The organism is Mesorhizobium sp. P2_D5 (assembly GCF_056404355.1).
In genome coordinates this window covers 378782-405646 of sequence record NZ_JBFUEE010000002.1, presented here as the reverse complement: position 1 = coordinate 405646, position 26865 = coordinate 378782, and the positions used below count along the sequence as shown (strand labels likewise).

Sequence of the window (26865 nt, the reverse complement as noted above, 5' to 3'; positions counted from 1 at the left end):
TTTCTCCTTCGATCCTTTTGCGGCCGCCATCGACGACGGCTTTCAGGGGACGTATTCGTTCAGGCCCGAGGCTTGAGACTGTCGCGGCCGCTGTCGATGTAAGGCGCCCAGAAATCCACCGACTCGCGGATCATCTCGATAACCTGATGATCGACCGGTTCCCTCTCCCGGAAGGAAAGTTCAAGGCAGATTTCGTTGTCGGTTCCGCCACCCTGCCGCACGGTGTCGAGCAGCTTCTGCGGAACTATGCGGCCGTCCTTGTTGTAGGCAGCCGTGAACGGCCAGTGTCCACCCTTGTTCATCGAAGACTGCTTGATGTGGATGATCGGCGACTGCAGCGGAAACGCCTTCGCCCAGGCATAAGGATCGGTGTCGTCAGGATTTGGCGAGGTGACGTCGCCATGGTCGATATCCACCATCATCTTCATCGGGATCGGCAGCTTGGCCGCATCGATGGCACTCTGCAGCGTGACGCAGCTTTCAATCGTGTGGCCAAATTCCCGGCCCACCGACATCGGCTCCCAAAACAGATATGTCAGGCCCGCCGCCTTGGCGTGTTCGGCCACCTCTCGCCAGCATTCAAGCGCGATGTCGAGAAGTGCAGCGCGCCGCTGCGGATCGTCAAAGTCCCTGTAGGTGAATATGGCGAATTGCGTCCCCATGCCCGGAGCACCGAGTTCGGCGGAAATGTCTGCAAAGGTCTTGAACCAGTCGACATAGTAGCGCCGGACATCCGGGTCCGGATGGCCGAAATGATTGAGCCGGCCATAGGGTCCGGTCATGCCGGAGGTGATCCTGACGCCGGTCCGCGAAAGCGCCCGGTTGAACAAGCGCAGGAATTTGGCAATCGTCGCCGCCGGCCAGCCCGGATTGACGAATTCATGCGTCAGCTGCACGTCGCGGATGCCGATGCCGTAGGCAATGGCGTCGATCAGGTCGTCGGGATCGGCGAAGCGGTTGACCAGCGGATTGGTGTTGAGGGAGAGCGTGAAAGCCATCAGTCCGCCACCGCCATGACGTTACCGAACCAGTCCTCGAATGTCTTCCGCTCGGCTGCATTGATGTGCAGGCCATGTTTGGTGCGACGCTCCAATATGTCGGCTGATGCGCCGGCCCATTCGGTGTCGACCAGGAACTTTGCCTCCCGTTCATAAAAATCGGGTCCGAAACGGCGGCCGAGATCCGCCTCGCTTTGCGTTCCGGCGAGCAATTGCCTAGCACGGCTGCCATAGCTTCGAGCGTAGTGCTTCACCAGCGACGGGCCGAGCCACGGAAACTCGGTGTGCAAATCGCCCAGGAACTGTTCGAAGTCCGCGTTCGGCAGGTCGCCCCCCGGCAAGGGAATTTTGGCAGTCCAGGCTTTCTTCATCGCCGGAAAGAACGGCTGGATTTTTTCCAGCGCATGTTCGGACAGCTTGCGGAAGGTGGTGATCTTGCCGCCAAACACCGACAGAAGCGGTGCGCCGCCGCTAGGGGCGTCGAGTTCGAAGATATAGTCGCGTGTCACCGCGCTCGGATTGTCGGCATTGTCGTCATAGAGCGGGCGCACGCCGGAGAAGCTGTAGACCACGTCTCGTGGTGTCAGCTGTCGCTTGAAATAGCGATTGACCACCTTGATCAGATAGTCGACTTCGCTTGGCTCGGCGGCCACTTCCTCCGGCCTGCCTTCGTAGGGAATGTCGGTCGTGCCGATCAGCGCCAGATCGTTCTCGTAGGGGTTGACGAAGATCACCCGCTTGTCGCTGTTCTGGATTAGATAGGCCTGCCGTCCCTCCCAGAATTTGGGCACGACGATATGGCTGCCCTTTACAAGCCGAACATTGCGGGTGGAATTCTGCCCGGCGACGCGGCTGACAATGTCGTTGACCCACGGCCCTGCCGCATTGACCAGCGCCCGCGCGCGGATTTTCGTCACCGCACCTGTGCGGCCATCCTGCATGTCGATCGACCACAGTCCGTCTTCGCGGCGGGCGGCGACACAAGCGGTCCGCGTCAGCACGCTGGCGCCGCGCTGGCTGGCGTCCAGGGCGTTGAGCAGCACAAGGCGCGCATCGTCGACCCAGCAGTCGGAATATTCGAAACCGCGCTTGAATTCGTCCTTGATCGGCGCCCCTTCGGGCGCTGTTCTGAGATCGAGCGTCCTGGTTCCCGGCAGCCGCTTGCGGCCGCCAAGGTGATCGTAAAGAAACAGTCCGAGCCGGACCAGCCACGCCGGCCTGTCTTCGGGGCTATGCGGAAGAACGAAGCGCATGGGCCAGATGATGTGCGGCGCCGCCTCGAGCAGCACCTCGCGTTCGATGAGCGCCTCGCGAACCAGCCGGAATTCATAATATTCCAGATAGCGCAGGCCGCCATGCACCAGCTTGCCGGAGCGAGAGCTGGTGCCTTGCGCCAGATCGTCCTTTTCGCAGAGGATGACGGACAGCCCGCGACCTGCCGCATCACGCGCGATGCCGGCCCCGTTGACGCCGCCGCCAATCACAAAGAGATCAACTATATCACTCAAGACCTTACTCCTGTGCACCCGGGATGCGGGTGAGCGGCCGGTGCGCCATGGTTTTCCACACTGGCCGAAGCGCCTGGCGCGCCGCAACGAAGGAAGGGAAGAGCGCATCGTAGCTTTGCGAAAGCGCCTCGTCATAGGCATCGCAGTCGCCGAGAAGCGGCGTCACCCACTCGGCGGCGCAGTCGTCCATCGATCGATAGACGCCAAGGCCGACCGCGGCCATCATCGCCGCACCTGCAGCACCTGCCTCCTGGCGGCTGCTCGTTCGCACTTGCGCCCGGGTCGCGGCCGCGATGATGCGACGCAGGGACGGGCTGCGCGCGGCGCCGCCCGATAGCCGGATCTCGCCGGGCATCGTGCCCATCGCCTGGTAGCAATCGCGGGCTGCGAAGGCCAATCCCTCGAGGACGGCGCGTGCCAGATCGCCGAAGCCGTGCTTGACCGAAAGGCCGATGAAGCCTGCGCGCGCATCAGGGTCCACGAACGGTCCGCGTTCGCCGGCGAGCGAAATATAGGGCTGGTAGACCAGCGATCCCGGCTCCGATCCCTCCACCCAGACGTCGAGCGCTTTCAGCAAATCGTCGCGCGAGAGCTCGGCGCCGCCGGCGGTGAGCACGTCGCGTGCAAGGCCAAGCAGCCAGTCTATGTTGAGCGTCGCCGCCATATTGGACTGCAGCTGCGCAAAGGCACCCGGAATAGGCATGGCGATCGTATAGCCAGACCCATCGCCGTTGAGCACGACATCGCCAGGTGTGCGGGCGAAGCGCGTGTGTATGCCGGTCGAGCCGATGACCGTGCAGCCGACATTGCCGCTCCGATCATAGAGGCCGGCTCCCAGCGCTGTCATGACCATATCCACATAACCCAGCACAACCGGCGTACCTTCGAGCAGGCCGGTCTCTCCTGCCGCCGATCGCGACAGCGGGTGATGGTCGGTGGTGCCCTCAAGCATGGGAGGCAACAGGCGGCGATGCGTCGCCAGATCCAGAATGTCGAAGACTTCGTCGGAATAGCTGCGCGAGCGAAAATCGCCGAAGGTGAAGGTTCCTTCGGACGGATCGGTGGCGCGTTCACCCGTCATCTTGAAGTAGAGCCAATCCTTGCAATGCAGTGCGGTCGCCGCCTGCTGCAGCATGTCCGGATCGTTCTTTTTCATAAAGGCAAGCTGAGCGCCCTGCTGGCAGGAGTTGAGCCCCGTGCCGGTCAGTTCAAACCGCGTGCGATCGCGGGGATCGGCGCGCATCTCGTCCACCAGGTGTCCGGCGCGGGCGTCGAGCCACAGCCACGCGCGCCCGACCGGCAAGCCGTCGCCATCGATCAGCCAGGTTCCGTCGCCCTGCCCGGTGATGGCAACCGCCGCGGTTCGTTGCGCGAGGTCGGAAATTTTGGTCGCCAGGTCACGAACGGTCCGCGCCATGTCGCGCCAGGTCTGATCGAGGTCCTGCTCGGCGCCGCCACCTTCCAGCGTGACGAAACTGTTGTTCACCGACGTCATGGCGAGCTGCCGACCGGACAGATCGAACGCGACCGATTTGATCACCGACGTTCCCGCGTCGATCCCGATCAGCAGATCTTTCATGCCGCAAATTCCGGTTGGTTGCGAAGGCGGTTCACAGGGACGTTGTCTGAAGCCGTAGAAGAGGCAGGGAGTGTCCGCAAGGACACCCCCTGTGCAGGTTTTACTCCGACAGCACGAAGGGTGCGGTGTACTTGTCGACATTGTCCTTGGTGATGAGAAGGCAATCGAACAGCTGCTTCTCGGTCGCCGCACCGGTGGCGCCAGACTTGATGAACGAGTCCGCCTGCTGCACGGCCTTGGCCGAGAAGATGGCGACTGGCTGCAGCACAGTGTACTGCAGTTCGCCGGACTTGATTGCCGCAACCGCGTCCGGAGAGCCGTCGAAGCCGCCGACCTTGATGCCGGAGAGCTTGCCGGCTTCCTTCAGCGCGGCAACCGCGCCGAGCGCCATTTCGTCATTGCCGCTGATCACGGCGATGATGTCGGGATTGGCCTGCAGCATGCTCTGCATCTTGTCGTGGCCCTTGGTACGATCCCAGTCGGCGACCTGCGAGGCAGCCTTTTCGAGGTCCGGATATTGGCTCAGCACGGTCGCGTAACCGTTCGAGCGCGTGGCGGCGTTGTTGTCCGACGGGGCGCCGAGGAGTTCGACATATTTGCCCTTTTCGCCGACTGCCTGCACCCATTGCTGAGCGCCCAGAGCAGCACCCTGGGCATTGTTGGAAACGAGCTGCCCCTTCGCCAGACCTTCCTGATTGATCTCGGCGTTGACGAGGAAAACCGGGATGTTGGCGGCAATCGCCTTCTTCACCGCGCCGACGGAGCCGTCGGCATTGGCCGGATCAAGGATGATCGCCACGGACTTGTTGGTGATGGCGGTGTCGATCAGGTTGCTTTCCGTGTTGGTGTCGCCCTTGTGGGCGGCGACGTTGGCCGTATAGCCGAGCTTCTCGGCTTCGGCCTTGGCGACATTGCCCTCCGTCAGCCAGTAGGGGTTGGCCGGATCATTGACGATGATCGAGATCAGGCCCGCGGCCGACGCGGCGGCCGTGAACCCGACAACCATCGCAGCGGCAAGCAGACTTTTCAGCATGGTTTTCATATACATTCCTCCAAATGATTTACGCGGTGTTGCTGCCAGTCACCTGGCAGTCTTCCCTTGGGCAGGATTGGCCGGCTCGGCCTTCCCCCGTTGCTGAGAAGTCGGTTGGCCGCCCGTCGAAGCCGGGAGCTTGCTACGGCGGCGATACTGAACGGCATTGAGAAGCACGGCGAGCACGATGACGGCGCCGGTGAACACTGTCTGCCAGTAGGACGAGATGCCGATGATCACCAGACCGTCGGAAAGGAAGCCGATGACGAAGGCGCCGAGCAGGGTTCCGCGGATGTTACCGCGCCCTCCGGTCAGCGCCGCGCCGCCGATGACGACGGCCGCAATGGCCGTCAATTCGTAGGTGGTGCCGGCGGTCGGACCCGCTGACGTCAGCTGCGAGGACAGGATCAGGCCGGCAATGGCGGCACAGATGCCAGACAGCACATAGACGGAAACCTGCACCGTCTTGACCGGAACACCGGACAGCTCGGCGGCGCGCTCGTTGCCGCCTGATGCATAAAGCCAGCGCCCGAAGGCTGTGCGGTTCAAGACGATGCTGCCGATGAGTGCGATGACCACCAGAACCACCACGCCGGTCGGCACGCCGAACAGGCGGTTGAAGCCGAGCGCGTCGAAGCCGGTGTTTCCCAGCTCCGGCTTGCCGCCGAGGTTGTTGTAGGTCAGGCCGCTGGTCATCAGCAGGGCCAGGCCGCGTGCCATGTACATGACGCCCAGCGTGGCGACGAAGGCCGGAACCTTGAAGCGCGCGATAAGCACGCCGTTGATCAGCCCGACACCGGCGCCCAGCATGCAGGCAATCACCGCGACCACCCAGACCGGCGGGTAGAGAACGACACCCAGCCACGTCAGCGTCACGCCTTGCATCAGGAATCCGGCAACGACGCCGGCCAATCCCAGCGTCGACCCCACCGACAGATCGATGCCGCCATTGAGGATGACGAGCAGCATGCCGACCGCGAGAATTCCGAAGATGGCGACATGCGAGGCCATGGTCAGGAAATTCGCCACCGAGAGGTAGTAGGGCGACAGGATCGAGAAGACGACGATGATGACGATCAGGGCAAAGAAGGCCCGGCCCTCGAGCAACAGCTTGGCGAGATCGAAGCCTTCGCCGCGCGCGCTTGCACTGGACTGTTTTCTGGCCTGGCTGACGTCGGTCATGATCGGGGCTCCGATATTCATGGTGATCAGGCGACCACGGCTTCGCCGGAGGCGGCCATGATCTGCTCTTTGGTGGCGCTGGCGCCGAATTCCGCTGAAATCCTGCCCCGGCGCATCACCACGATCCGGTGCGCGATGCTGAGGCACTCGTTGACCTCGGAGGTCGAGAAGACGACCGCAAGGCCCTGCGCGGCGCGTTCGCTCAGCAAGCGGAAGACCTCCGCCTTGGCGCCGACATCGATGCCACGGCTCGGCTCGTCGAGGAGGATGACCTTGGGGTTGGTCGTCAGCATCTTGCCGATGACGACCTTCTGCTGGTTGCCGCCCGACAGCGATCCGATCATGGCATTGCCGCCCGCGGTCTTGACGGTGACCTTGCGGATCGAGTCTTCGACCAGCTCTCGCTCTCTGGAGCGGGACAGAAACAGCCCTTTTGCGAACGCCTCGATGCTGGCAAGCGAGAGATTGCGGCCGACGGTCATCGTCTGCACCAGCCCGTCACGCTGGCGGTCCTCGGGGACGAGCACAAGACCTTTGGCGATGCGCTGGGCTATGCTCATTCTCGAGACATCCTCGCCTTCCAGCAGCGCCCGGCCGCCCGCCATCGGCATCCGCCCGGCGACGGCTTCCAGCAACTCCGTGCGTCCGGCGCCCATCAGCCCATAGATGCAGACGATCTCGCCCGCCCTGACATCCAGCGACAGGTGATCGACGACCGAATAGCCCGAGCCCGAAGCGTCTATGACGCTGACATCCTCGATCGACAGGGCGACCTCGCCGAACGCATGGCCGGTCGGCGGCGAGCCGAGATCGAAGTTCTCGCCGACCATGTTGCGGACGATCCACTCGAGATCGATGTCCCGGGCTTCGGCCGTTGCCGTTATCGCGCCGTCGCGCAGGACAACGGCGTAGTCGGTGATCTGCAGCGCCTCTTCGAGATGATGTGAGATGTAGACGATGGAAACGCCGCGACTTGTCAGGTCGCGGATCACCTTGAAAAGCACCTCCACCTCTGTCGCGCTGAGCGCCGAGGTCGGTTCGTCCATGATGAGGATGCGCGAGTCGACCGACAGAGCCCGCGCGATCTCGACGATCTGCTGCTGGCCGAGGCGCAAATCCTCGACCAGGGTCATCGGATCGATGTCCTCTTCGAGATCGGCCATCAGCGCGCGCGCCTGGCGCGATTCCTCGGCGAAGTCGAGGCCGGTCCTGGTGCGCAGTTCGCGCCCCATGAAGATGTTGTCGCGAACACTGAGGTTCGGCGCCAGGCTAAGTTCCTGGTGGATGATCGAGATGCCGCGATCGCGCGCGTCCGAAGACGAGGAAAAACTGACGAGATTGCCGTCGAGCACGATGTCGCCGGATGTCGGCGTGACGACGCCGGACAGGATCTTCATCAGCGTCGACTTGCCGGCGCCATTCTCCCCGAACAGAGTGGTGACCTTGCCGCGATGGATGTCGAAATTGACGCCCTTGAGCGCGTGAACGCCGCCATACGACATGACGATGTTGCGCGCCGAAAGCACGGCGTCGCCATTCGGGGGTGCGGTGTCGGCAGCCGGTATCATTGCACCTCCAGCCTCACCGGAGTGACCAGCCAGCTCTTCGGATTGACCAGCTTGAACGCGCCGACCACCGATATGGTCTTGCCGGTCAGGGCGCTCGTATCGACCTTCGCCAGGACTTCCTTCTTCATCTCGTTGTTCAGCGCCGAGCCGGCGTCCTGGTATTCGATCTGGTTGGTGAACTGACCGAATGTGATCTTGCCGGTGGCGTCGCGCAGCTCGGTGCCGTTGATCGCCGGCCCCGTCTGTACGCGAACCTGCAGCGTGTCCGGCACGCCCTCGACGGCGACCTTGTAGATGCCCGATTTTCCCTCGCCGACGACGCCGGTGAACTTGACCGATATGACCGGTCCGACGCCAGCCGGCACGCCGTATTCCTTCTCGGCCGTCGCCCTGTCCTTGGCGATCGCCGTTGCCACCGTCACCGCGTCGGCCGCTCGCGCTTCGACATCGGCCTGCACCTTGGGAAATTCCGACTTGCCATAGTCGGCCGCCGAAAAGACGGCGCTGCGAACGTCGCCCGCGGACCCGATCCTGACCACCTTGGTGTCGAGCGCCATGGCTCCGAGCAGGACGACAACCGCGGCGCCGGCAAGGATGCGGCGCAGGCCGGGCGAGACCTGCCGGGTCGGTGCGGTGGTGGCCTTCGCGCTCATGATGCAAACACCGGCGATGCGGGTTTTCCGTTGTCACGCATTCGACGATCCTCCGTTCACATGGCGCTTCGCCGCGCTGGCCGCTCCATTGGACTGGTTCAGTTCGACAAGGGCACGGGCGGTGCATTCATCGGTGATCAGGCCGCTCAGGTAACGGCTTTCGAGCACTGCTTTGATCGCCCGGACTTTCACCTTGCCGCCGGCGACGGCGACAATCCTGCGGCCTTTCAATTGGTCCCGCGGCAGCGCCAGGATTCTTTCCGACAGCGCCGTTTCCACAGGACGCCCCTTGTCGTCGAAGAAGTGGGCGAGCAGCTCGCCGACGCCGCCATCGCGCTTGACCTCATCGATTTCGGAATGCTCGATCATGCCGGTTGCGACCAGCGAAGCTTCCCGCTCGGCGGTCCCTATGCCGACGAACATCAGGTCGGACCGGCCTGCCAGAGCGAAGACATCGCTGATGCCGCGTTGGCCGAGCAGCACCTCGCGGTCCTCGGCGGTGTTGGCGACGAAGGGCACCGGCATCACATAGGCCTGCGCGCCGGTCCGTTCGGCCAGCCGATGCATGACGTCGTGCGGATTGGCGGCAAATTTGCGCGTCACGCCGCCAAGCAGCGAGACGAAACGGATATGGGCGGCAGGAGTGCGCGTCAGATATTCGACGCTGGCCGCGAGGGTGCGGCCATGGCCGACGCCGATCAGCATGTCTTCGCCACGATCGATCTCGCGCTTCAGGAACTGCGCACCGGCGATGCCCAGTCCCCTGAGCGGCAGGTCTTCCTGATCCAGATCCGGAACAACCTCGCAATAATCGAGCCCGTATGCGGCGGTGAGGCGCTGCTCCAACTCCACACACTCGGCGACGTCGCCGTCGATAAAGACCCTGACCAGACCTTCCTGGTTGGCCTTGGTGATGAGCCGATGCGCCTTGAGGCTGGTCAGGCCAAGCCGCTTGGCGACCTGGGCCTGCGTGAGACCCCCGGCAAAGTGAAGCCACGCCGCGCGTGTGGCGAGGCTGGACTCGTGGTCGCGGTTAGCGGTTCCGCCAGATTTCAAGCCATCTCCTCCCGAGATGATATTATTATCTTTATGTGCAAAAATTTTCATACCTTTGCGTCGCTGTCAACCCCTCCGCCTGACTCCCAGGCCATTGCGGGGATCCACAGGCCTCGCCCCTCGCCGATACGTCGCCCTCTCGGTCGGCGTCGGTCCATTAGGAGGTCGGCATGTTGGGTTGATCATATGACGATGTTAAATTAACGTCAATTGATGTTATCAAATGTCTTCGTTGGCGGCATCATGGAGGCGAATTCCGCCAACATGCCAATTAAGTGACTGTTTTCAATGAGATATCTTCGTCGGTATAAAAATCCCAATCCATCTGTGAGTTGGGACATTTCGGGTGCGCGGCGCAACCAGGAGCAAACCGATCGGATTGCCCAGAAAAAGCGGGATCGGCATTGTCGATGACGCGCTCAGTCCAGCCGCATCAGGTTCCTGCCTTCGAGCTCCACGACAGCGGCCTCGACCTCCCGCGCAACGCGCTTGGCGTTCCAGCCCAGCGCCCGCCCGGCGATCATGGCAATCTCCTGCAGATCGCGGCTTGTCAGTGAACCGCCTATGGCGAGCGTGCTGCGACGCATGACAATGTCGGCCAGATGTTCGACGAACTCGTGGCGGACGATGTAGTCGATCTCCGATCTGCCGTAGCTGTCGGAGTCCGGCAAATCGCCCTGACCATTTGGCCCATGAGTCGCAATCTCCAGGGCTTTGGTCCCGTAGCGCGACAGCAATTGGTCGAGACGTCGTTCCTCGACGTCCGTCTCCGCCCGGGCCTGGGCTAGCCAGCTTGCGCGTGCCTCAGCATTGGCGGGGAAATCCTTTCCGCCGCCGATCGGCATGGATTGCGTCGTTACCTTACGGCTGCGCCGCAGACGGTCGAGTATCGCGTCGGCGACTTCCTCGGCAAAGCCCCGGAATGTCGTCCATTTGCCGCCGACCAGCGAAATGACCGCGAAGGGCCTGTCCCGGTCCGGCTCGGCGACCGGAGCGGAATGATCGCGACTGATCAGGCCCGGTAGCGATGCATCAGAGGCCGGGAGCGGCCTGATGCCGCTATAGGCGTATACGATCTGGGCGTGTTCGAAAATCATGCCCGGCAACAGCGTCCGCACGCTCTCGAGCAGATAGTCGACTTCGTCGGGTTCGCAGCGGACCTCGTCGGGGTTGTCGGCTTTGATGTCGGTCGAGCCGACCAGCGCCAGGCCGAGATAATCGTAGACAAGGCAGATGCGGCCGTCATCGGCCTCGAAATAAAGCATCCGCCCGGCCAGGCTTTTTACCAGTTCGTCATGCTTCAGCAGGATGTGCGAGCCCTTGGTGCCGCCGATCATCTTCGACGGTGCACCGAGCAAGGCGTTGACATCGTCGATCCAGGGACCGGCGGCATTGACCACCAGCTTTGGCTGCACCGAAAATGCACCACCGTTTTCCGGCTGGAAGGTCAGTACGCCATTGGCTGAGCTCACCAGTGCTGTGTAGTTCGTGCTGGCGGAGGCTGCATTGGACCGCAAGCCGTCGAGGATCAACTCGAGCACCAGCCTTTCGGGATGGCTTATCTTGGCATCGTAATAGGTGCCGGTGGCGACGATCGAAGGGTTGAGCGCCGGCATCTCGCCCAGCGCTTGCCGCCGTCCGACCATGCGGTGGCGCGGCATGACCTGGTTTCGCGAGCCGTAGAAATCGTAGATCATCAGGCCGATCTTGATCAGGAGGGCGCCGCGGCTGCGCGGCGCGCTGGTCGAGCCGAACAGCGTTCGCAGCGCCGCCAGCATGCCCTTGCTCCAGGAAAAGATCGGAATGACGGTCGGCAGCGGGCTGACATAGTGCGGTGCATTCTGCAAAAGCAGGTTGCGTTCGAGCGTCGACTGCGCCACCAGTCCGAACTCGCCGGTTTCGAGATATTTCAACCCGCCATGGATGAGCCGCGATGGCGCGGCACTGGTGCCGGAGCCGAAATCCGCCTTGTCGACGATCAGACAGCTGACGCCTTGCGCGCAAAGGTCGCGAAACAGCCCCGCCCCGTTGATGCCGGCGCCAAGAATGACGACGTCGACCTCGCCGGCCGCGGCCATGGCGGCGAGACGCCCGGCGGCACCTTCCGCACCTGCTGCGTCGGCTGAGCTCATTGTGCCGTCGTCTTGACGATGCGCAGCTTCACGCCAGCCCGTTCGAGGTGCTGCGCCTGTGCATCGCCCAGCCCCTCGGTCGTCAGCACGGCATCGAAACTGGTCAGATCGTCAAAGACATGCAGTGCGATCCGGTCGAACTTCGCATGGTCGACCAGCAGGATGCGCTTCACCGATGCGGCCATCATCGCCTGCTTGACCCTCACGACATTGGGATCCTGGATGAAGGCCGTGGTTCCGGTGATGGCCGAAGCCGAACAGATCAGGACATTGGCGCGAAGCTGCGCCACGGCGTTCTCGCAGACGATGCCGATATAGGCATTGTAGGTGCCGTGGTACTTGCCACCGAGACAGATGAAGTCGATGTCGTCGACGTTGGTCAGCAGCGAAGCCGTCGCCACGCTGTTGGTGATGACGGTCAGCGGCTTTACGTCGAGCAGCAGCGTGGCGACGGCGTTTGCCGTCGATGAATCGTCCAGCATGACCACCTGTCCGGCTTCGACATAATCCAGTGCCGCGCGCGCCAGCGTATCTTTCTCTACTCTGTTGACAGTCACCCGGTAACGAAAGGCACTTTCGTAGAGGCCGGAAGGCTGAACCGTCACCGCGCCGTGCAGTTTGCGAAGCACGCCCTGTTGCGCCAGCCGGTCGATGTGCCGGTGGATGGTCATGCGCGATACGCCAAAATGCTCGACCAGATCGTCGATGCGCACCTGGCCGAGCTTGATCACATACTCGGCGATCTCTTCGCGTCGTTCGTCGGCCTTGATCATGCAGTCCCCCAGGTGTCTGGCCGCGCCAGCCTTTCGATCTCAGGCCATAGCGACTTCAGTTGCTCGGCGATGCGGCAATAGAGGGAAAACCGCTCGCTGAACACAGCACTGGAGGCAGGCACGGGCTGATACTGGCGCGCCGTCATGCCGACCTGCCTGGCACCCTGTTGCGGCGTCGCGAAGATACCGACTGCGGCGCCGGCGCAAAGGGCGGCACCCAAGGCGGCGGCCTCGTCGGTCGAGGTGATGGTGACCGGGGCGTTCAGCACGTCGGCAAACATCTGCACGAAAGCCGGATTGCGCGAACCGCCGCCGGTCAGGCGTATCTCGCGGACCGCGAAGCCCTCGCGCAAGGCTTCGACATGGGTGCGGTGATTGAAGACAATGCCTTCCAGAACCGCCTTCAGCATGTCGCCGCGATCGTGCCAGCCATGCAGGCCGACAAAACTTCCGCTGGCAACGTCGCCATAGGGGGAGCCGAACAGATAGGGATGAAACAGGATGGTCGAAGGCTTCTTCAGCGCCGCGTCGATCTCTGCTGCCAGCAGTTCGTGGATGGAGCCGCCATCGGCGTTTGTCCTGTCCTGCTCCGAGCGGCAGAAGGTGTCGAGAAACCAGTCGTAGTTTGCAGTCGAGGCCGGCGAGATCGCCATGTTGTTCCAACGGCCTGCATCGATGGCGTTGCGACAGAACCAGCGCCGGTCGACGCGCGGTTTCGAAGAGACGACTTCGTTGATGGAATAGGTGCCGGCGACGATGCTGAGCACGTCCTCCTCATGGCCGCCCATGCCAAGCGCCGAAGCGGTCACGTCGTGCAGGCCGCATGCGACCGGCGTTCCCTTGCGAAGGCCAGTCATTTCGGCGGCATCGGCGGTGACCTGGCCGACGATGTCGGCGGAATGCGCCACTGGCGGCAGCGCGTCGAAAAGCTCGCCCAATCCAAAGACCTGCATCGCTTCCGGCGCGTAGGCCTGCGTACGGAAATCCGTGAACGACGTGCTGGCCTCCGTTCGGTCGGTACCGATCGTGCCGGTCAGGCAAAAGCGAAGCCAGTCCTTGCAGGCCAGTATGTGACCGATGCGAGCATAGCGATCCGGATCGTTCTGCTTGAGCCATGCAAGCAGCGCCGAAGGCGCCGAAACATGCGGCGCCTGGCCGGTGCGCGCAAGCGCTTCGTCGAAGACCAGGTCCGCCGACCATCTTTCGATAATCTCGCCGGCGCGGCTGTCGAGCGACAGGATCCCGGCCCCTAGCGGCCGACGATCCTTGTCGAGCAGATAGAGACCGTCGCCATGCGCGGTCGCTGCCACCGCCCTGATATCGTCCGCCGGCCGGCCACAGAGCGCGATCGCTTCCTTGATGGCGTCGGCGGTCGCTTGCCAGAGGCCTGCCATGTCGCGCTCCACCCAGCGCGCATGGGGCATCGACTGCGGCACCCGCCGGCGCGCCACCGACAACTGCGTGCCATCGGCGTCGAAGATCACCGCCTTGGTGACCGTGAGACCGTTATCGATTCCGAGCAAACTGGGCATGATCACCGCCTCTTTCGGCAACTGGCGATGTGCACTGCGCGACAGTCCTGCAGGCTGGAGCAAGGGCTACAGATATGGCGACAATCAATGGACAACGGCTATACAATGCACTGACACCTTGCGGATTGAATGGACCATATAGCGATGTGAATTTAACGTCAATATGTGAGACAATGCCACTGGCATCGCCGAAAATGAGCGTTGTCGAAAATCATAAACTTACTAACTTTATGATTTTGTTAAAATTTTTCTCTACAAAAACATCCCACCGAGATCGTTCATTCGGTCGGAACGGCCATGCCTTTCGAACTCGAAATCTCCGCGGCCGCCGTGGAATCAGGCCGACGGATTCAGGACCTCATGGATTGCTTCGACAATGAAGTCCTGCGTGGCTTCGTCCAGGTAGGGATGCAGGCTGAAGACTTCATGTGCCAGCCTTTCGGTGACGGGAAGCCCAGCCTCCGCTACTCGAAGGAATAGGTGAAGCCCTCCTTGGAGGCGCCGACTGTCACCTTCGTCATCTTTTCGCCCCCGAGCGACCGGTTCAGCACGCCGCGGCTCAATTCCGGTAGAAGCGTGTTGGTCAGGATGGCATCGATCATCCGCCCGCCGGATTCGATCTCGGTGCAGCGGGCCTTGACCAGGTCCATGACACCTTCGCCGATCACCAATTCCGCGTCGTTGGTTGCGCGTAGCCGGCGGGCGATCTTGGCGAACTGGTGGCGGGTGATCGCTTCGATCATGGAATCCGAGAGCGGATAGTAAGGAATGGTCACCACCCGGCCGAGAAAGGCCGCTGGGAAGACCTTCAGCAACGGGCTGCGCAAGGCGGTGTCAAGATCGTCGAGCCCGGCCCGTAGCGTGCCGTTCCTGGTCCGATCCATGATGACCTCCGAGCCGACATTCGAGGTGAGCAGGATCAGCGTGTTCTTGAAATCGATGCGCCGGCCCTCGCTGTCGTCCATCATGCCCTTGTCGAAAACCTGGAAGAAGATTTCGTGCACGTCCGGATGCGCCTTCTCGACCTCGTCGAGCAGGATCACCGAATAGGGTTTGCGGCGGACGGCCTCGGTCAGGATTCCACCCTTGCCATAGCCGACATATCCGGGCGGAGCGCCCTTCAAGGTAGAGACCGTATGTGCCTCCTGGAACTCGGACATGTTGATCGAGATCAGGTTCTGTTCGCCCCCGTAGAGCGTTTCGGCCAGCGCCAATGCAGTTTCGGTCTTGCCGACGCCTGAGGGACCGCAGAGCAGGAACACGCCCACCGGTTTTTCCGGCGCGCCGAGCCCGGCGCGGCTGGTCTGCACACGCTTGGCGATCATCTCCATGGCGTGATCCTGGCCGACCACGCGTTCGGACAGGGTCGCGGCGAGCCGCAGCGCCTTTTCGGTCTGGCTCGACAGCATCCGCCCGGTCGGGATTCCCGTCCAGTCCTGAACGACCGCCGCTATGGCGTTGCGGTCGACCGACGGCAGGATCAGCGGCGTTTCGCCTTGCGCCTCGGCGAGTTCGGCCATCAGTTCGCGCAGCCGGGCGAGATCGGCGCCCGGTTCGGGTGGAGGAGCGTTTGCCGCCGGTGTCTCCACGTCGGCCTTGGCCGTTTTGGTCTTTGCCGTTTTGGTTTTGGGCGTCTCGGTCTTTTGCGTTTCGGTTTGGGGTGTTGCGGTATTGGGCGGCGCAGTCTCCGCGGCGTCCGCGCCTGCCGTCCCGGCATTCGCCTCAGGCGTCTCCACAGCATCGAGCGGCACACCCTCGCCGCGCAGCCGGGCGCGCAATTCGAGTATCTCGGCAACCAGGGCCTTTTCCCGATCCCAACGTTGTTGCGCTGCGGCCAGCGTGACCTCGGTTTCGGCAAGGCCGGTGTCGACCCGTGCCTGGCGCTCGGCCACTTCGATGCCGATCGCGGCCTCGCGGCCGATGATGCCGTGCTCGACCTCCAGCGCCTGGCGGCGACGCATGATGTCTTCGACCTCGGCCGGCGTGGCATGCTGCGATATGGCGACACGGGCGCATGCGGTGTCGAGAAGGCTCACCGCCTTGTCGGGCAGTTGCCGCGCCGGGATGTAGCGATGCGACAGGCCGACCGCCGCCTCGATCGCCTCGTCCAGTATCTGCACTTTGTGGTGCTGCTCCAAGACGCCGGCCACACCGCGCAACATCAGAACCGCCACCGCCTCCGACGGCTCGTCGATTTTCACCACCTGGAAACGGCGGGTCAGCGCCGGGTCTTTCTCGATGTGCTGCTTGTATTCTGCCCAGGTCGTTGCCGCGATGGTGCGAAGTTCGCCACGCGCCAGCGCCGGTTTCAGGAGATTGGCGGCATCACCCGTTCCTGCCGCGCCGCCGGCGCCGATCAAGGTGTGGGCTTCGTCGATGAACAGGATGACCGGCGTTTCGGACGATTGAACCTCGTCGATGACAGCCTTCAGCCGTTTCTCGAACTCGCCCTTCACGCTTGCACCCGCCTGCATCAATCCGACATCGAGCATGCGGACACTGACATCCTGCAGCGTGGGCGGCACGTCGCCCTGGGCGATACGCAAGGCAAAGCCCTCGACGACCGCCGTCTTGCCGACCCCGGCCTCACCGGTCAGGATCGGGTTGTTTTGCCGGCGTCGCATCAGGATATCGACGATCTGCCTGATCTCCGGATCACGACCGACGACCGGATCGATCTTGCCGTCGCGGGCGCGCTGGGTCAGGTCGGTGGCGTATTTCGCCAGTGCAGAATCCCCGCCCGGAGCCCGCTTCGGCGTTTCGGCCGTGGGAACTGCGATGGCCGCGCCGGCTTCGAGCGAACCTTCCACGACATCGGCGAACCGCGCGATGACCGCGTCGGCGTCGATCTTGTCGAACTCGGAACTGATCTTCGACAGCAGGCCTTCCAGCACCGGCGTCTTCAGGCAGGCAAGGAGAATATGTGCGCTGCGGACTTCTTCCGTCTTGAATTGAAGCCCTGCTAGGCTCCAGGCTTCCTGGATGGCATGGAAGATGTGGTCGGAAAATTCCTCGATTGAGGTGGCGCCATAGGGCAGTTTGTCGACCGCGCGGCTCATGTCGCCGGCCAGTCGGCCCGCATCGACGCCGGCATCGGCAAGGATCATCTGAACGTCGCTGCGCTCCGAAAGCACCAGTTGCTCGATGAAGTGGACTAGTTCGACATAGGGGTTGCCACGAAGCTTGGCTGCAGCCGCAGCGGCGCCAAATGCCCGCCTACCGGTCGGATTCAGTTTGTCGACCAGTTCACTGCGTTTGACGCTTTGCGACGATTTACGCCGCGGCGTGCTGGCTGGTTCCATCGAACTTGCTCCTGCAATCAGGACTGCCGGTTACCAACCTGCCACATAAGCCGTCACTTGACAAAGTGCGTGATGGACGAGGCTAGATGCGCAGTCAGCCGGTACTCAAGAAGGTCGCATTTAGCTTCTGTTAATTTTTGAGCAGTCGTTGAATTGTGGTAAAGTACAACGGTGTGATAACGTTGCGTCACGTACGGTTTGACGGCCGGTCGCTGGGGGTTGGTGTGATTGATCTCGCACTCTGGCTTGCTCCGCTCGACGGTGAAAATCCGTCCGGGGAGGATTTGCGCAACGACCCGGCTTTTCATGCGCTGGAGCGCCTGACGGAAGCCCAGATCAAGGTCCTCCACGACGGCAACAACAAGGCCACTTCGCAAAGCACCATTCCGGCCGACTGGGCGGCGGTGCTCGCCAAGGCAGATGAATTGCGCGCGCATGGCCGGGACCTGCGCCTGCTCGTCATCGTCACGCGCGCACTGGCCAATGAAGAGGGGCTGGCCGGCCTCGCGCAGGGCCTGACCCTCATTGCGCAGACTTTCGATCAGTATTGGGAAACCATGCATCCGGCATTGCGGCCCGGCGCTTCGCCACGCGATGCCGCCTTGCGCCGCATCAACGCGCTGCTCGACCTGCAGAATGGTCAGGACGGGTTGTTGGCGAACCTGCGGCAAATGACGTTCTTTGCGCCGCGCGCGATCGGCCCGATTCAGGGCGTAGACCTGGAAAAGGGTGCGCTCGACGACCGCGTCATGCTCCAGGAAGCTGCCTCGGGGTTGAACGTGGCAGAAAAGGCGGCACTGGTCAGTGCGCACGGACAACTCTTGAACCGGGTGCGTGCCGGATGCGCGGCACAGATGGATCAAGCCAACGCAGAGATGGTCTTGCTCATCGCCGACACCCGGGCAGCGATGGCGGCCCTCGATGCGGTCGAGACCGCCCTCAACGCTCGTCTCGATGGCGGCGGTGCTCCGGTTCCGGAATTAAAGCGGTTTCTGCAGCGTTTGCTGACGACCCTCGAACGGAATTCGGCAGCCGGCGCCGTGGCCAATGGCGCGGCCAAGCCACCCCCGCCGGCAGAACCGGCAACGCCTGCCCGAAACGGTCATGGAGCCGATGCGATGGCAAGTATGGCAAGCTACGCGGACCCGAGCACGGGGCTTCCCGACCGGATTTCCTCGCGCGACGACGTGGTGAAATGCCTCGACCTCGTCGTCGCCTTCTATGACCGCACCGAGCCGTCGAGCCCGATCCCGCACCTGGCTCGGCGTGTGCGCCGGATGGTGCACATGGATTTCGTTGAACTGATGGAAGATCTCGCCCCGTCGGGGCTGAAGGAATTCCGGCTCCTTGCCGGCGTTCCCGATGCCAAGAAGGCGGCTCAGAAGGATGAAAGGTAACAACACATGCCAGCCGAAAGCAAAGCGAAGGTCATCGAACGAAATCGCGCGCCGCGGGTGCAGATCGCCTACGATGTAGAAACCTATGGCAGCCCGACGACGATCGAACTGCCGTTCGTCATGGGCGTGATGGCCGATCTTTCCGGAGCTTCGCAAACCAAGGAAGCGTCAAAGTCGGTGCTGGACCGCTCCTTTGTCGAGACCGACGCGAACCGCTTCCCCAAGTTCATGGAGGCGCTCGGTCCCCGCGTCAAAGCCCGGGTGAAGAACACGCTGCCGCAGGCCGAAGGCCAGGAGCGTGACGAGGAACTGGCGCTCGATCTCACCTTCACCAAAATGGGCGATTTCGCGCCGGACAAGATCGCCGCGCAAGTTCCGCAACTGGCCGAGATCCTCAAGATGCGTCGTCAGCTCGAGGAATTGCTGGGCTTCATGGATGGCCGCGTCGACGCCGAAAAGCGCATCGCGCAGCTTCTGAACAACGAGCCGCTTCTTGGCAAGATCGCCAGTCAGGCGCTGACCGACGACGACAAGGCAGGGGAGTAGATCATGGCCGAACAGCAAAAGACCGCCGCCGTCGCCGCCGAGGCCGAAGCCATAGACCTTGGAGAATTCAGCGGGCTCCTCGAGAAGGACTTCAAGGTCAAGAAGGACGACAGCGAGAAGCTGCAGCAGCTCGTGCGCAATCTGGCGCTCGCGGCGCAGTCCCGTTCCGACACCACGACCATCTCGTCCAATGCGATCAAGTCGATCAAGTCGCTGATCGCGGGCATCGACAAGATGCTGACCACGCAGGTCAACGAGATCCTGCATGCGCCGGAAGTGCGCGAAATGGAAGGCACATGGCGCGGCCTCTGGTATCTCGTCAACAACACCGAGACGGATCAGAAGCTGAAGATCCGGGTGATGAACATTTCCAAGGAGCAGCTGGCCGACACGCTCGAAGACTTTGAAGGCCAGATGTGGGACCAGAGCCCGATCTTCAAGAAAGTCTATACAGACGAGTATTCGATGCTTGGCGGCGAGCCGATCGGCTGCGTGGTCGGCGCCTACGAATTCTCCAACCACCCGCGCGACGTCGGTCTGCTGCGCAACATCTCCGGCATCTGCGCCTCGGCGCATACGCCGTTCATCGCAGCCGCCTCGCCGCGCCTGTTCCGCATGGACAGCTGGCAGGAATTGCCAAACCCGCAAGACCTGCAGCAGATCGTCTCCAACCCGGCCTATGCATCGTGGCAGTCGCTGCGCGAGAGCGAGGACGCTCGCTACATCGGCCTGACCATGCCCCGCGTCCTGGCCCGGCTGCCCTACGGCACCGATACCGTTCCGGTGAAGGGCTTCACCTTCGAGGAAGAGGTGCAGGGCGACCACAACAAATATGTCTGGATGAATGCCGCCTTCCCGATGGGCGTCAACATCAACCGCAGCCACAAGCTGTTTGGCTGGGGCACGCAGATCCGCGGCGTCGAGAACGGCGGCACGGTGCTGAACCTGCCGGTGCACAGCTTCCCGACCGATGATGGGTCGATCGCGATGAAATGCCCGACCGAAGTCGCCATCGACGACCGACGCGAGGCCGAACTGGCCAAACTCGGCCTGATGCCGATCCTGCACCGGAAGAACACCGATCTCGCGGCCTTCATCGGCGCGCACTCGCTGCAGGACGACGAGACGCGGGCGGGACGGCTGGTCGACCCGGACGCACAGTCGAACGAGCGGCTGAGCGCCAACCTGCCCTATCTCTTCCCGGTTTCGCGCTTTGCGCACTACCTCAAGGCCATTGCGCGCGACAAGGTCGGCTCGTTCAAGGAGCGCTCCGACATGCAGATCTGGTTGACCGAGTGGATCAACCGGTACGTGCTGGCCAATCCGGCCTTTGCCGACGACAAGGCGCGCGCCAAGCGCCCGCTTGCCGCCGCCGAGGTTCAGGTGGACAGTGTGGAGGGGCGTCCTGGCTATTACGCTGCCCGCTTCTATCTGCGCCCACATTACCAGCTGGAGGGCATCAATGCCTCGCTCCGACTGGTGTCGGAACTACCGTCCGTGAAGACTTGATTTGCAGCAACCAGACCTTGTTTTTGTTTGAAAGCGGTGGAGAAAGACAATGCCAGTGAAGATTGATGGTTTTCTGAAGGTTCCGGATATCAAAGGCCCGAGCACCCGCGACGGCCACGATGACGAGATCGAAATCCATGGCGTCGACTACAAGATGGTCGCACCTTATGATCCGAATTCGCTCTCACGCCGTGGGCGCGTGTCCATGGGCATGATCAAATTCATCAAGCATTACGACAAATCCTCGCCCTACCTGAAGAAGGCTTTGTTCGAGAACAAGGCCCTGGACGAGGTGGTGTTCTCGGCACGGCGGACCATCGATGGTGAGACCAAGGATTACCTGGTGGTGACCCTCACCGACGCCTCGATCATGGAATACGACATGTCGCAGGCGCCGGACGAGGAAGACCTGATCCAGGAAGAGGTCAGCTTCGCCTACAAGAAGATCAAGTTCGTCTATGACGGCAATGATGAAGCCGAAATGGATGTCTATGTCGGCAAGTGAGGTTCGGCGACCCGGCGCGGGCAAGCAGCAGACTACCGGCAGCTTGCGGGCAAAAAGCGAGGCCGTCCAGCCTTCACTTTGGGATCGCCTCGTCAATGACCTGCCGGGCCTGACTTCGGAGATAGACGGGCTGCGCCATGTCTTGCTCGACGAGCTTGGCGCGGACCGTCTCGACACACTCGTCGCCGGCAGTGCGCGTACCATAGACGCCGATGCGGAGCTGACACCCGATCAAAAACGGCGGCTGCATCGACTGGCCTTTCAGACCCAGCACCGCGTCGAGATCGAAAGCCGCGGCGTGGTGGTTTCGGCTCGCGTGCTCAGGGAAGCGGTACGGCGTGACATCGAGGCGCTCTTCAACACCGAGCGCTTCGAGGCCACACCGTTGCTTTCCGATCTGGAAAACGAACAGGTGTCGGACAATCCACCTTCGCTCGCCGATTTTCCGGAGGTGCGTCGAAGCGTGGTCAATTATGGCGTGCCTTCCTTCTCCGGCCGGTCGTCCCGCGACTTTGATCGCGACGTGCTGGCGCGTGAGATCCGCGCAGTGCTCGCCACCTTCGAGCCTCGCCTCAAGGAGAGCGCAACAACGGTTACGGTCACCCTCGGCGACAAGACCGTTGGCCTCAAGATCGAGATAGACGCCGTGCTGATCATGACGCCGACGCCGGAACGCATGCGCCTGCGCACCACGATCAATCTCGACAACGGCTTGGCGCGGACCGAAATTAGGGACGCCTGAGATGGATCGGGTCTTCGTCGAATATTACGAGGAGGAACTGACCCATATTCGTGGCCTCGCGGCGGAATTTGCCGACATGCATCCGGCGGTGGCGCGCAACCTGTCACTCGACACGGTCCCGTGTCCGGACCCGTATGTCGAGCGGCTTCTGGATGGCGTCGCCTTCCTCGCCGCGCGCACCCGGCTGAAGGTCGATGCCGAGCGCTCGCGATTTTCACGCAGCGTGCTCGAGGTTCTCTATCCCGATCTGGTCACGCCGGCGCCGGCAACGGCGATGGCGGTGCTGAAGCCCGGCCAGCAGGTCCAGACCATGCTCGCCGGCCACGTCGTCAAGCGCAACACGCGCCTGGTTTCCAGCCTGCAGCCCGGCCTGTCGACGCGCTGCACGTTCTCCACCGCGCAAGAAATGACCCTATGGCCGATAGCGGTCACTTCGGTGAGCTATTTCCAGGATCGCAGCGCGCTGGCGATGGCCGGCATAGGGCCGATCGGCGGCGTCGGCGGCGCGGCGGCGCTCCGCATCGTGCTGGCCCGAACCGGAAAAGGCAGGCTCGACGAACTGGCGCTCGACCGGCTCGACCTCTATTTTGCTGGCCGCACCAAGGCGCCGCTCCTGTTCGATGCGATTTTCGGCGCCTGCTCGGCCGTTGGCGCACGCCCGGAAGGCAAGACCAACCCGTTGTCGCCCCTGCCGGCACCCGAAATGGTCGGCATCAGCGACGACGAGGCCCTGATGCCTCGTACCCGTCCGACATTCGAGGGGTACCGCCTGCTGCGCGAATATTTCATGATGCCCGAGCGCTTTCACTATGCGCGGGTTTCCGGGCTTCAGCCCGTCGTGCGCCGATGCGCCGCCGGGCTCGAGATCATCTTCTTGTTCAGACGCGCGGTGCCCGAACTTGCCGACCTGACACCGGCGGACTTCGAACTTTTCGCAACGCCGATCATCAATCTGTTCGAGCGTGAGTGCAACGTCATCGAGGTCGATGCGCGCAAGACGCGTCAGGTGCTGCATGCAGACCGAACGCGGGCGCGCGACTTCGAAATCTACCGGGTCATCCGCGTCGAGGATGCCGACACAGAAGGCAACGACGCCGAAATCCCCGAACTCTTCAGCCTGGGGCAGAACCGCGGCAGTGGCTGGGTCTATTCGACCGAGCGGCGCCCACGTCGGGCGACGGAGGAGGAGCGGCGCGACGGCCTGACCCGAACGTCATACACCGGGGACGACGTTTTCCTGGCCATATCCCGGCCGCTCGCAAGCCCGGCGAACCGGCCGCTCAAGCGTCTCGACGTCATGGCGCTTTGCACCAATCGTGATCTGCCGATCCTCGATGACAATCCGACATTGACGCTGGAGGCCGGCGACCCGGTCGAAACCGTCAGGCTGCTTGGCGCGCTGCGTCCGCCACAGCCGGCCATCCCCGCGGCACTGCCGGCTGGGGCTGACGGTGAATCGCGGGCCGACGATCTTGCCTGGCGGCTGGTGGCGCAGCTCGCGCTCAACTTCCTCAGCCTTGCCAAGGAAGGCCGCGGCATCGACCCTCTGCATGCTCTGCTCGACCTCTATGCCGATCGCGGCGATCCGAGCCTTGCGCGCAATGTGCATTCGATCGTGCGTATCGACTCGCAGCCGGTCATCGAACGGCTGCAGATCGATGGGCCGATGTGCTTCGGACGCGGCACCGAAGTGACGTTGCACGTTGATCAATCGGTCCTGGCCGGCCAAAGCACCTTGCTGCTTTCGGCCTTGCTGGCGCGGCTGTTTGCCCGCCACGCCGGAATAAACGGCTTCGTGCGAACCCGCACGCGGCTGCTGCAGAAGCAGGAGGATGTGCCATGGCCGATGACGCCCGGCAATCGCTACCTGATCTAGACAAGCCCAGCCCGAACCGGGCCGAAGGTCTGTCCGAGACGTTCGACTTCTTCGAACTGCTGCGCCGTCTCGAACAGCGGAGCGGTCTGTTCGGCCATTCCGGCCGCCCCGACCGTGAGCCGGCTCGACTCGGCCAGCATGTGCGCCTCGCCTTTTCGGCGCGGGACCTGGTTCAGTTCCGCGAAGCCGATGGCGAGACGCCGGCCCGGGTCACGGTTGCAAATCTCGGCCTGCTGGGACCCGAGGGACCCATGCCGCTGCATCTGACTCGCTGGGTGCTCGACCGCCTGTCGCAGCGCTGGTTCGCCGGCACCGACGCCCAGCTGACCAGCGACACGACGTTCGTGGACTTCGTCAACATTCTGCAGCACCGCATGATTGCCCTCTACTACCGGGCGTGGGCGGACGCGCATCCGGCCGTACAGGTCGAACGCGCGGTCGGCGGACGTGTTCGCGCTATGCTGGAAGCGATGGCTGGGATCGGACTTCCCGGCACCCAGGACGCCGATCTCGATACGGTAAAGCTTCGCCAGGCGGCTTCGCTCGCCAGCCAGGTCGACGGCCCGGAACGGCTGACACTGTTCCTGGCGGAAGCATTCAAGGTGCCGGTTCAGATCAGGGAGTTCATCGCTGCCTGGATAACCGTGCCGACCGGCCTACAGACCCGCCTTGCAAAGGCCTATGCGGGGCTCGGCCGGGGGGCGACGATCGGCCCGCGGGTTTTCAACCGCCAGAGCAGGATCGAACTGCGTGTCGGCCCGCTGGGGTACGAGGACTTCAAGGCCTTCCTGCCTGGCGGCCAGCGGCTCAAACTGTTCAAACAGGCCGTTCGCGACATGATCGGGGAATCTCTCGACGTCGACCTGCGCATCGTGCTTGCGCGCGAAGCCGTGCCGCCGCCGTGCATCGGATCGGCACAGCTCGGCCGAACCACCTGGCTTGCGCGGCCCGCCGAAAGGGGCGATGCTGACGACATGCGGCTGCGGACAATCGTCGGATGGCGGCCGGAAATCGCGGGGGTCGCGGCATGAGTCTGCTGCTGACGCTGGAGCAAGGGCCACGCACCCAGGCGGTACGGCAGACCCGGCTGGACGAGGGTGAGTTGGTGATCGGCCGCAGCGCCGATGCGGGCTGGCAGATCGACGATCCCGACATGTTCGTTTCGCGGGCTCACTGCAAGATTTCTGGCGGGCGAGACGGATATTTCGTCACCGACACGTCGAGCAGCGGATTGTTCATAAACGGCTCTGACAGCCCGCTCGGCGCCGGCAACTCGGCGCGCCTGCAAAGCGGCATGCGGCTGAGGCTGGGCGACTACATCGTCTATGTCGACCTGCAAACACCGGTCGCTCAAGCACCCGCAGCCGGCCAGTCGGTTCCCGAACGCGTACCGCAGCCATCTCGGGCGCCGGTGAGCATCGGCCGCGATGACTTCTTTTCCGCCAAGGTCGAAGAAGAGCCGCGACGGCCACGTCCGGCCGATCTGCCGAACCCGTTCGAGCAGCCGGTTCCGGGCGCGTTCGAGCGCGCCGCATCCCAGCGCAACTCACCTGCTTTCGATGACCCGTTCAGCCTCGATCCGGTTGCAACGCCCGTGTCGAGAAACGCCGCCCCTTTTCTCGAGCCGAGCGGTGCGGCGAACCTGGCGGACCCATTCAGCCTCGACCCAGTACCATCCCCCAGCCGTGCAGCCGAACCGGCTGCCGGAAAGCCATCCGATTTCAACGATGATTTTGGTTTCGGACCGGCGGCAGTGCCCAATTCGGCAAACGGCGCCGGCTCGACCGGACAGCGCGAGCGCGCCGCCCAACGACCCCAATCCGCCAATCCCTGGGATTTGCCTGTGCAGGCGGCGGATACCCCTCCCCCGCCACGTGCGGTCGCTGCTGCCAAACCCGCCCGCCCGCCCGCCGCGCCACAGCCGGGGGAGTCGGCGCTTCGCTCGGCATTCCTGCACGGCATGGGCGTCGAGGAAGCCGATTTCCCCGGACGCGACAGCATCGCGGAAATGGAGAAGTTTGGCCGCGAGTATCGGCTGATGATGGAAGGCCTGATGCAGCTTCTGCGCAAACGGGCCGAGGAAAAGGGAAACGCCCGCGTCGCGCAAACCATGGTCGGAGCCTCCGAGGTCAATCCGCTCAAGTTTCTGCCAACGGTCGATGATGCCATCGTCACGCTTATCGCCGAGCGCAGCCCGGGATTTCTCGCCGGCGAAGCGGCAATCGCCGACGCGGTCCGAGATCTCGCGCAACATCACGTGCGCGCCTGGCGCGGCATACAGGCCGCCTTGCGGCGGATGATCGACCGTTTTGACCCGGCCGAGATCGAGGAAGAGCTGAAATCGAATTCGGCAATCGGCACCCTGCTTTCGGGCGGGCGCGGCGCCAAGCTGTGGGAGCTTTATCAGAAACGCCATCGTGAAATCGCCGAGAGCGCGGAAAAAAGCTTCCTTGGCGAAATCGGCGCTGATTTTCGGGATGCTTACGAGGAGGAGTGAGAGATGATCGATCGACGTGAATTTGTCGTTGCCCTGGGCGCGACGGGGTTGCTTGCGGCCTGCCAGAGCGGTCCGCCAAAGCCATCGGTGATCACCGTCAACGTGACCGGCGGGGCCGGCATGAACCCAGGACCAGGTGGCGGCGATCGGCCGGTGACGGTTCTCGTGATGCGGCTGAAAAGCGCCGGCAAATTCAATTCCGCCGACTATTTTGCGCTGCAGGGGGATGCCGGCACGGCGCTGGCAGGCGATCTTATCGGGTCCGACCAGATCGCTGTCGGGCCGGGGAAATCCGCATCCAAAACCATCACCGTCGAGCCGGACGCGACGGCGCTGGGCTTCGTTGCATTGATCCGCGAGCCTGGCGGCAGGAACTGGCGGACAACCAAGTCGGTATCGCCGGGATCGAAATTCACGATCAACGTCACGCTTGGCAGCGGCGGCATTTCCGCCTAGCGGCCAGGGCAAGGGGAGCTC

The 26865-nt window shown here is 63.0% G+C and carries 22 protein-coding genes; 10 read left to right on the top strand and 12 right to left on the bottom strand.

What is annotated here, in order from left to right; genetic code table 11:
• Positions 1 to 59: 59 nt before the first annotated feature.
• The 11 genes from AC1DYW_RS08650 to AC1DYW_RS08600 all read right to left on the bottom strand — a co-directional run bounded on the left by AC1DYW_RS08650 (position 60) and on the right by AC1DYW_RS08600 (position 14014).
• Positions 60 to 998 (bottom strand): sugar phosphate isomerase/epimerase family protein, encoded by a 939-nt coding sequence (locus AC1DYW_RS08650; protein ID WP_477225838.1) that lies wholly within the window; start codon positions 996 to 998, stop codon positions 60 to 62.
• Entirely contained in the window at positions 998 to 2506 is a 1509-nt protein-coding gene (locus tag AC1DYW_RS08645) for a glycerol-3-phosphate dehydrogenase (RefSeq protein WP_477225837.1), read from the bottom strand. Before AC1DYW_RS08645 ends, AC1DYW_RS08650 begins: the two co-directional genes overlap by 1 nt.
• A 4-nt stretch (positions 2507 to 2510) precedes the next feature.
• Positions 2511 to 4085, bottom strand: coding sequence for an FGGY family carbohydrate kinase (locus tag AC1DYW_RS08640; RefSeq protein WP_477225836.1), 1575 nt, complete (start codon positions 4083 to 4085; stop codon positions 2511 to 2513).
• A 100-nt stretch (positions 4086 to 4185) separates the two neighbouring features.
• On the bottom strand, positions 4186 to 5127 hold the full coding sequence (locus AC1DYW_RS08635) for a D-ribose ABC transporter substrate-binding protein (protein WP_095081092.1): 942 nt from the start codon (positions 5125 to 5127) through the stop codon (positions 4186 to 4188).
• 39 nt (positions 5128 to 5166) lie between these two features.
• A complete protein-coding gene (locus tag AC1DYW_RS08630; RefSeq protein ID WP_095081090.1) occupies positions 5167 to 6300 on the bottom strand; it encodes an ABC transporter permease in 1134 nt (377 codons plus the stop codon).
• 26 nt (positions 6301 to 6326) lie between these two features.
• Positions 6327 to 7868 (bottom strand): sugar ABC transporter ATP-binding protein, encoded by a 1542-nt coding sequence (locus AC1DYW_RS08625; RefSeq protein ID WP_477225835.1) that lies wholly within the window; start codon positions 7866 to 7868, stop codon positions 6327 to 6329.
• Positions 7865 to 8521: a DUF2291 family protein gene (locus AC1DYW_RS08620; RefSeq protein WP_477225834.1), complete on the bottom strand. Its 657-nt coding sequence runs from the start codon at positions 8519 to 8521 to the stop codon at positions 7865 to 7867. Before AC1DYW_RS08620 ends, AC1DYW_RS08625 begins: the two co-directional genes overlap by 4 nt.
• Before the next feature lie 33 nt (positions 8522 to 8554).
• Complete coding sequence (locus AC1DYW_RS08615; RefSeq protein WP_457151246.1) at positions 8555 to 9628, bottom strand: sugar-binding transcriptional regulator; 1074 nt, start codon at positions 9626 to 9628, stop codon at positions 8555 to 8557.
• 368 nt (positions 9629 to 9996) lie between these two features.
• Entirely contained in the window at positions 9997 to 11709 is a 1713-nt protein-coding gene (locus AC1DYW_RS08610) for a glycerol-3-phosphate dehydrogenase/oxidase (RefSeq protein ID WP_457151245.1), read from the bottom strand.
• Positions 11706 to 12482 carry a DeoR/GlpR family DNA-binding transcription regulator gene (locus AC1DYW_RS08605; RefSeq protein WP_457151244.1) on the bottom strand — a complete coding sequence of 259 codons (777 nt, stop codon included), beginning with the start codon at positions 12480 to 12482 and terminating at the stop codon, positions 11706 to 11708. The genes AC1DYW_RS08610 and AC1DYW_RS08605 overlap by 4 nt, the downstream gene beginning before the upstream one ends.
• Positions 12479 to 14014 carry an FGGY-family carbohydrate kinase gene (locus AC1DYW_RS08600; protein WP_477225833.1) on the bottom strand — a complete coding sequence of 512 codons (1536 nt, stop codon included), beginning with the start codon at positions 14012 to 14014 and terminating at the stop codon, positions 12479 to 12481. The genes AC1DYW_RS08605 and AC1DYW_RS08600 overlap by 4 nt, the downstream gene beginning before the upstream one ends.
• A 297-nt stretch (positions 14015 to 14311) precedes the next feature.
• Here AC1DYW_RS08600 and AC1DYW_RS08595 point away from each other — a divergent pair, with 297 nt between their 5' ends.
• Positions 14312 to 14494, top strand: coding sequence for a hypothetical protein (locus AC1DYW_RS08595; protein ID WP_477225832.1), 183 nt, complete (start codon positions 14312 to 14314; stop codon positions 14492 to 14494).
• Here AC1DYW_RS08595 and tssH read toward each other — a convergent pair.
• A complete protein-coding gene (gene tssH / locus AC1DYW_RS08590; protein WP_477225831.1) occupies positions 14479 to 17316 on the bottom strand; it encodes a type VI secretion system ATPase TssH in 2838 nt (945 codons plus the stop codon). The two genes, AC1DYW_RS08595 and tssH, sit on opposite strands and share 16 nt — an antisense overlap.
• Positions 17317 to 17540: 224 nt before the next feature.
• On the opposite strand from tssH, the gene tssA reads away from it, so the two are divergent.
• The 9 genes from tssA to tssJ are packed head-to-tail and all read left to right on the top strand — an operon-like array spanning position 17541 to position 26844.
• Positions 17541 to 18713, top strand: a complete 1173-nt coding sequence (gene tssA, locus AC1DYW_RS08585; RefSeq protein ID WP_477225830.1) for a type VI secretion system protein TssA — start codon at positions 17541 to 17543, stop codon at positions 18711 to 18713.
• 6 nt (positions 18714 to 18719) lie between these two features.
• Complete coding sequence (tssB, locus tag AC1DYW_RS08580) at positions 18720 to 19259, top strand: type VI secretion system contractile sheath small subunit (protein ID WP_095080775.1); 540 nt, start codon at positions 18720 to 18722, stop codon at positions 19257 to 19259.
• 3 nt (positions 19260 to 19262) lie between these two features.
• The gene (gene tssC / locus AC1DYW_RS08575; protein ID WP_095080774.1) at positions 19263 to 20768 is read left to right on the top strand and encodes a type VI secretion system contractile sheath large subunit; all 1506 of its coding nucleotides are present in this window, start codon (positions 19263 to 19265) and stop codon (positions 20766 to 20768) included.
• 49 nt (positions 20769 to 20817) lie between these two features.
• Positions 20818 to 21273 carry an Hcp family type VI secretion system effector gene (locus tag AC1DYW_RS08570; RefSeq protein WP_095080773.1) on the top strand — a complete coding sequence of 152 codons (456 nt, stop codon included), beginning with the start codon at positions 20818 to 20820 and terminating at the stop codon, positions 21271 to 21273.
• On the top strand, positions 21260 to 22015 hold the full coding sequence (gene tssE, locus AC1DYW_RS08565; protein ID WP_477226416.1) for a type VI secretion system baseplate subunit TssE: 756 nt from the start codon (positions 21260 to 21262) through the stop codon (positions 22013 to 22015). Before AC1DYW_RS08570 ends, tssE begins: the two co-directional genes overlap by 14 nt.
• Position 22016: 1 nt before the next feature.
• Positions 22017 to 23891, top strand: coding sequence for a type VI secretion system baseplate subunit TssF (gene tssF, locus AC1DYW_RS08560; RefSeq protein WP_477225829.1), 1875 nt, complete (start codon positions 22017 to 22019; stop codon positions 23889 to 23891).
• A complete protein-coding gene (gene tssG, locus AC1DYW_RS08555; RefSeq protein ID WP_477225828.1) occupies positions 23855 to 24922 on the top strand; it encodes a type VI secretion system baseplate subunit TssG in 1068 nt (355 codons plus the stop codon). The genes tssF and tssG overlap by 37 nt, the downstream gene beginning before the upstream one ends.
• Entirely contained in the window at positions 24919 to 26388 is a 1470-nt protein-coding gene (gene tagH / locus AC1DYW_RS08550) for a type VI secretion system-associated FHA domain protein TagH (protein ID WP_477226415.1), read from the top strand. Before tssG ends, tagH begins: the two co-directional genes overlap by 4 nt.
• Positions 26389 to 26391: 3 nt before the next feature.
• Complete coding sequence (gene tssJ, locus AC1DYW_RS08545) at positions 26392 to 26844, top strand: type VI secretion system lipoprotein TssJ (RefSeq protein WP_184871654.1); 453 nt, start codon at positions 26392 to 26394, stop codon at positions 26842 to 26844.
• Positions 26845 to 26865 lie beyond the last annotated feature (21 nt).

Bases quoted from the DNA above. Each gene is read 5' to 3' on its own strand.
- AC1DYW_RS08650 (WP_477225838.1), bottom strand. From the start codon at position 998: ATGGCTTTCACGCTCTCCCTCAACACCAATCCGCTGGTCAACCGCTTC.
- AC1DYW_RS08640 (WP_477225836.1), bottom strand. From the start codon at position 4,085: ATGAAAGATCTGCTGATCGGGATCGACGCGGGAACGTCGGTGATCAAA.
- AC1DYW_RS08635 (WP_095081092.1), bottom strand. From the start codon at position 5,127: ATGAAAACCATGCTGAAAAGTCTGCTTGCCGCTGCGATGGTTGTCGGG.
- AC1DYW_RS08630 (WP_095081090.1), bottom strand. From the start codon at position 6,300: ATGACCGACGTCAGCCAGGCCAGAAAACAGTCCAGTGCAAGCGCGCGC.
- AC1DYW_RS08625 (WP_477225835.1), bottom strand. From the start codon at position 7,868: ATGATACCGGCTGCCGACACCGCACCCCCGAATGGCGACGCCGTGCTT.
- AC1DYW_RS08620 (WP_477225834.1), bottom strand. From the start codon at position 8,521: ATGAGCGCGAAGGCCACCACCGCACCGACCCGGCAGGTCTCGCCCGGC.
- AC1DYW_RS08615 (WP_457151246.1), bottom strand. From the start codon at position 9,628: ATGAAAATTTTTGCACATAAAGATAATAATATCATCTCGGGAGGAGAT.
- AC1DYW_RS08610 (WP_457151245.1), bottom strand. From the start codon at position 11,709: ATGAGCTCAGCCGACGCAGCAGGTGCGGAAGGTGCCGCCGGGCGTCTC.
- AC1DYW_RS08605 (WP_457151244.1), bottom strand. From the start codon at position 12,482: ATGATCAAGGCCGACGAACGACGCGAAGAGATCGCCGAGTATGTGATC.
- AC1DYW_RS08600 (WP_477225833.1), bottom strand. From the start codon at position 14,014: ATGCCCAGTTTGCTCGGAATCGATAACGGTCTCACGGTCACCAAGGCG.
- AC1DYW_RS08595 (WP_477225832.1), top strand. From the start codon at position 14,312: ATGCCTTTCGAACTCGAAATCTCCGCGGCCGCCGTGGAATCAGGCCGA.
- tssH (WP_477225831.1), bottom strand. From the start codon at position 17,316: ATGGAACCAGCCAGCACGCCGCGGCGTAAATCGTCGCAAAGCGTCAAA.
- tssB (WP_095080775.1), top strand. From the start codon at position 18,720: ATGCCAGCCGAAAGCAAAGCGAAGGTCATCGAACGAAATCGCGCGCCG.
- tssC (WP_095080774.1), top strand. From the start codon at position 19,263: ATGGCCGAACAGCAAAAGACCGCCGCCGTCGCCGCCGAGGCCGAAGCC.
- AC1DYW_RS08570 (WP_095080773.1), top strand. From the start codon at position 20,818: ATGCCAGTGAAGATTGATGGTTTTCTGAAGGTTCCGGATATCAAAGGC.
- tssE (WP_477226416.1), top strand. From the start codon at position 21,260: ATGTCGGCAAGTGAGGTTCGGCGACCCGGCGCGGGCAAGCAGCAGACT.
- tssF (WP_477225829.1), top strand. From the start codon at position 22,017: ATGGATCGGGTCTTCGTCGAATATTACGAGGAGGAACTGACCCATATT.
- tssG (WP_477225828.1), top strand. From the start codon at position 23,855: ATGGCCGATGACGCCCGGCAATCGCTACCTGATCTAGACAAGCCCAGC.
- tagH (WP_477226415.1), top strand. From the start codon at position 24,919: ATGAGTCTGCTGCTGACGCTGGAGCAAGGGCCACGCACCCAGGCGGTA.
- tssJ (WP_184871654.1), top strand. From the start codon at position 26,392: ATGATCGATCGACGTGAATTTGTCGTTGCCCTGGGCGCGACGGGGTTG.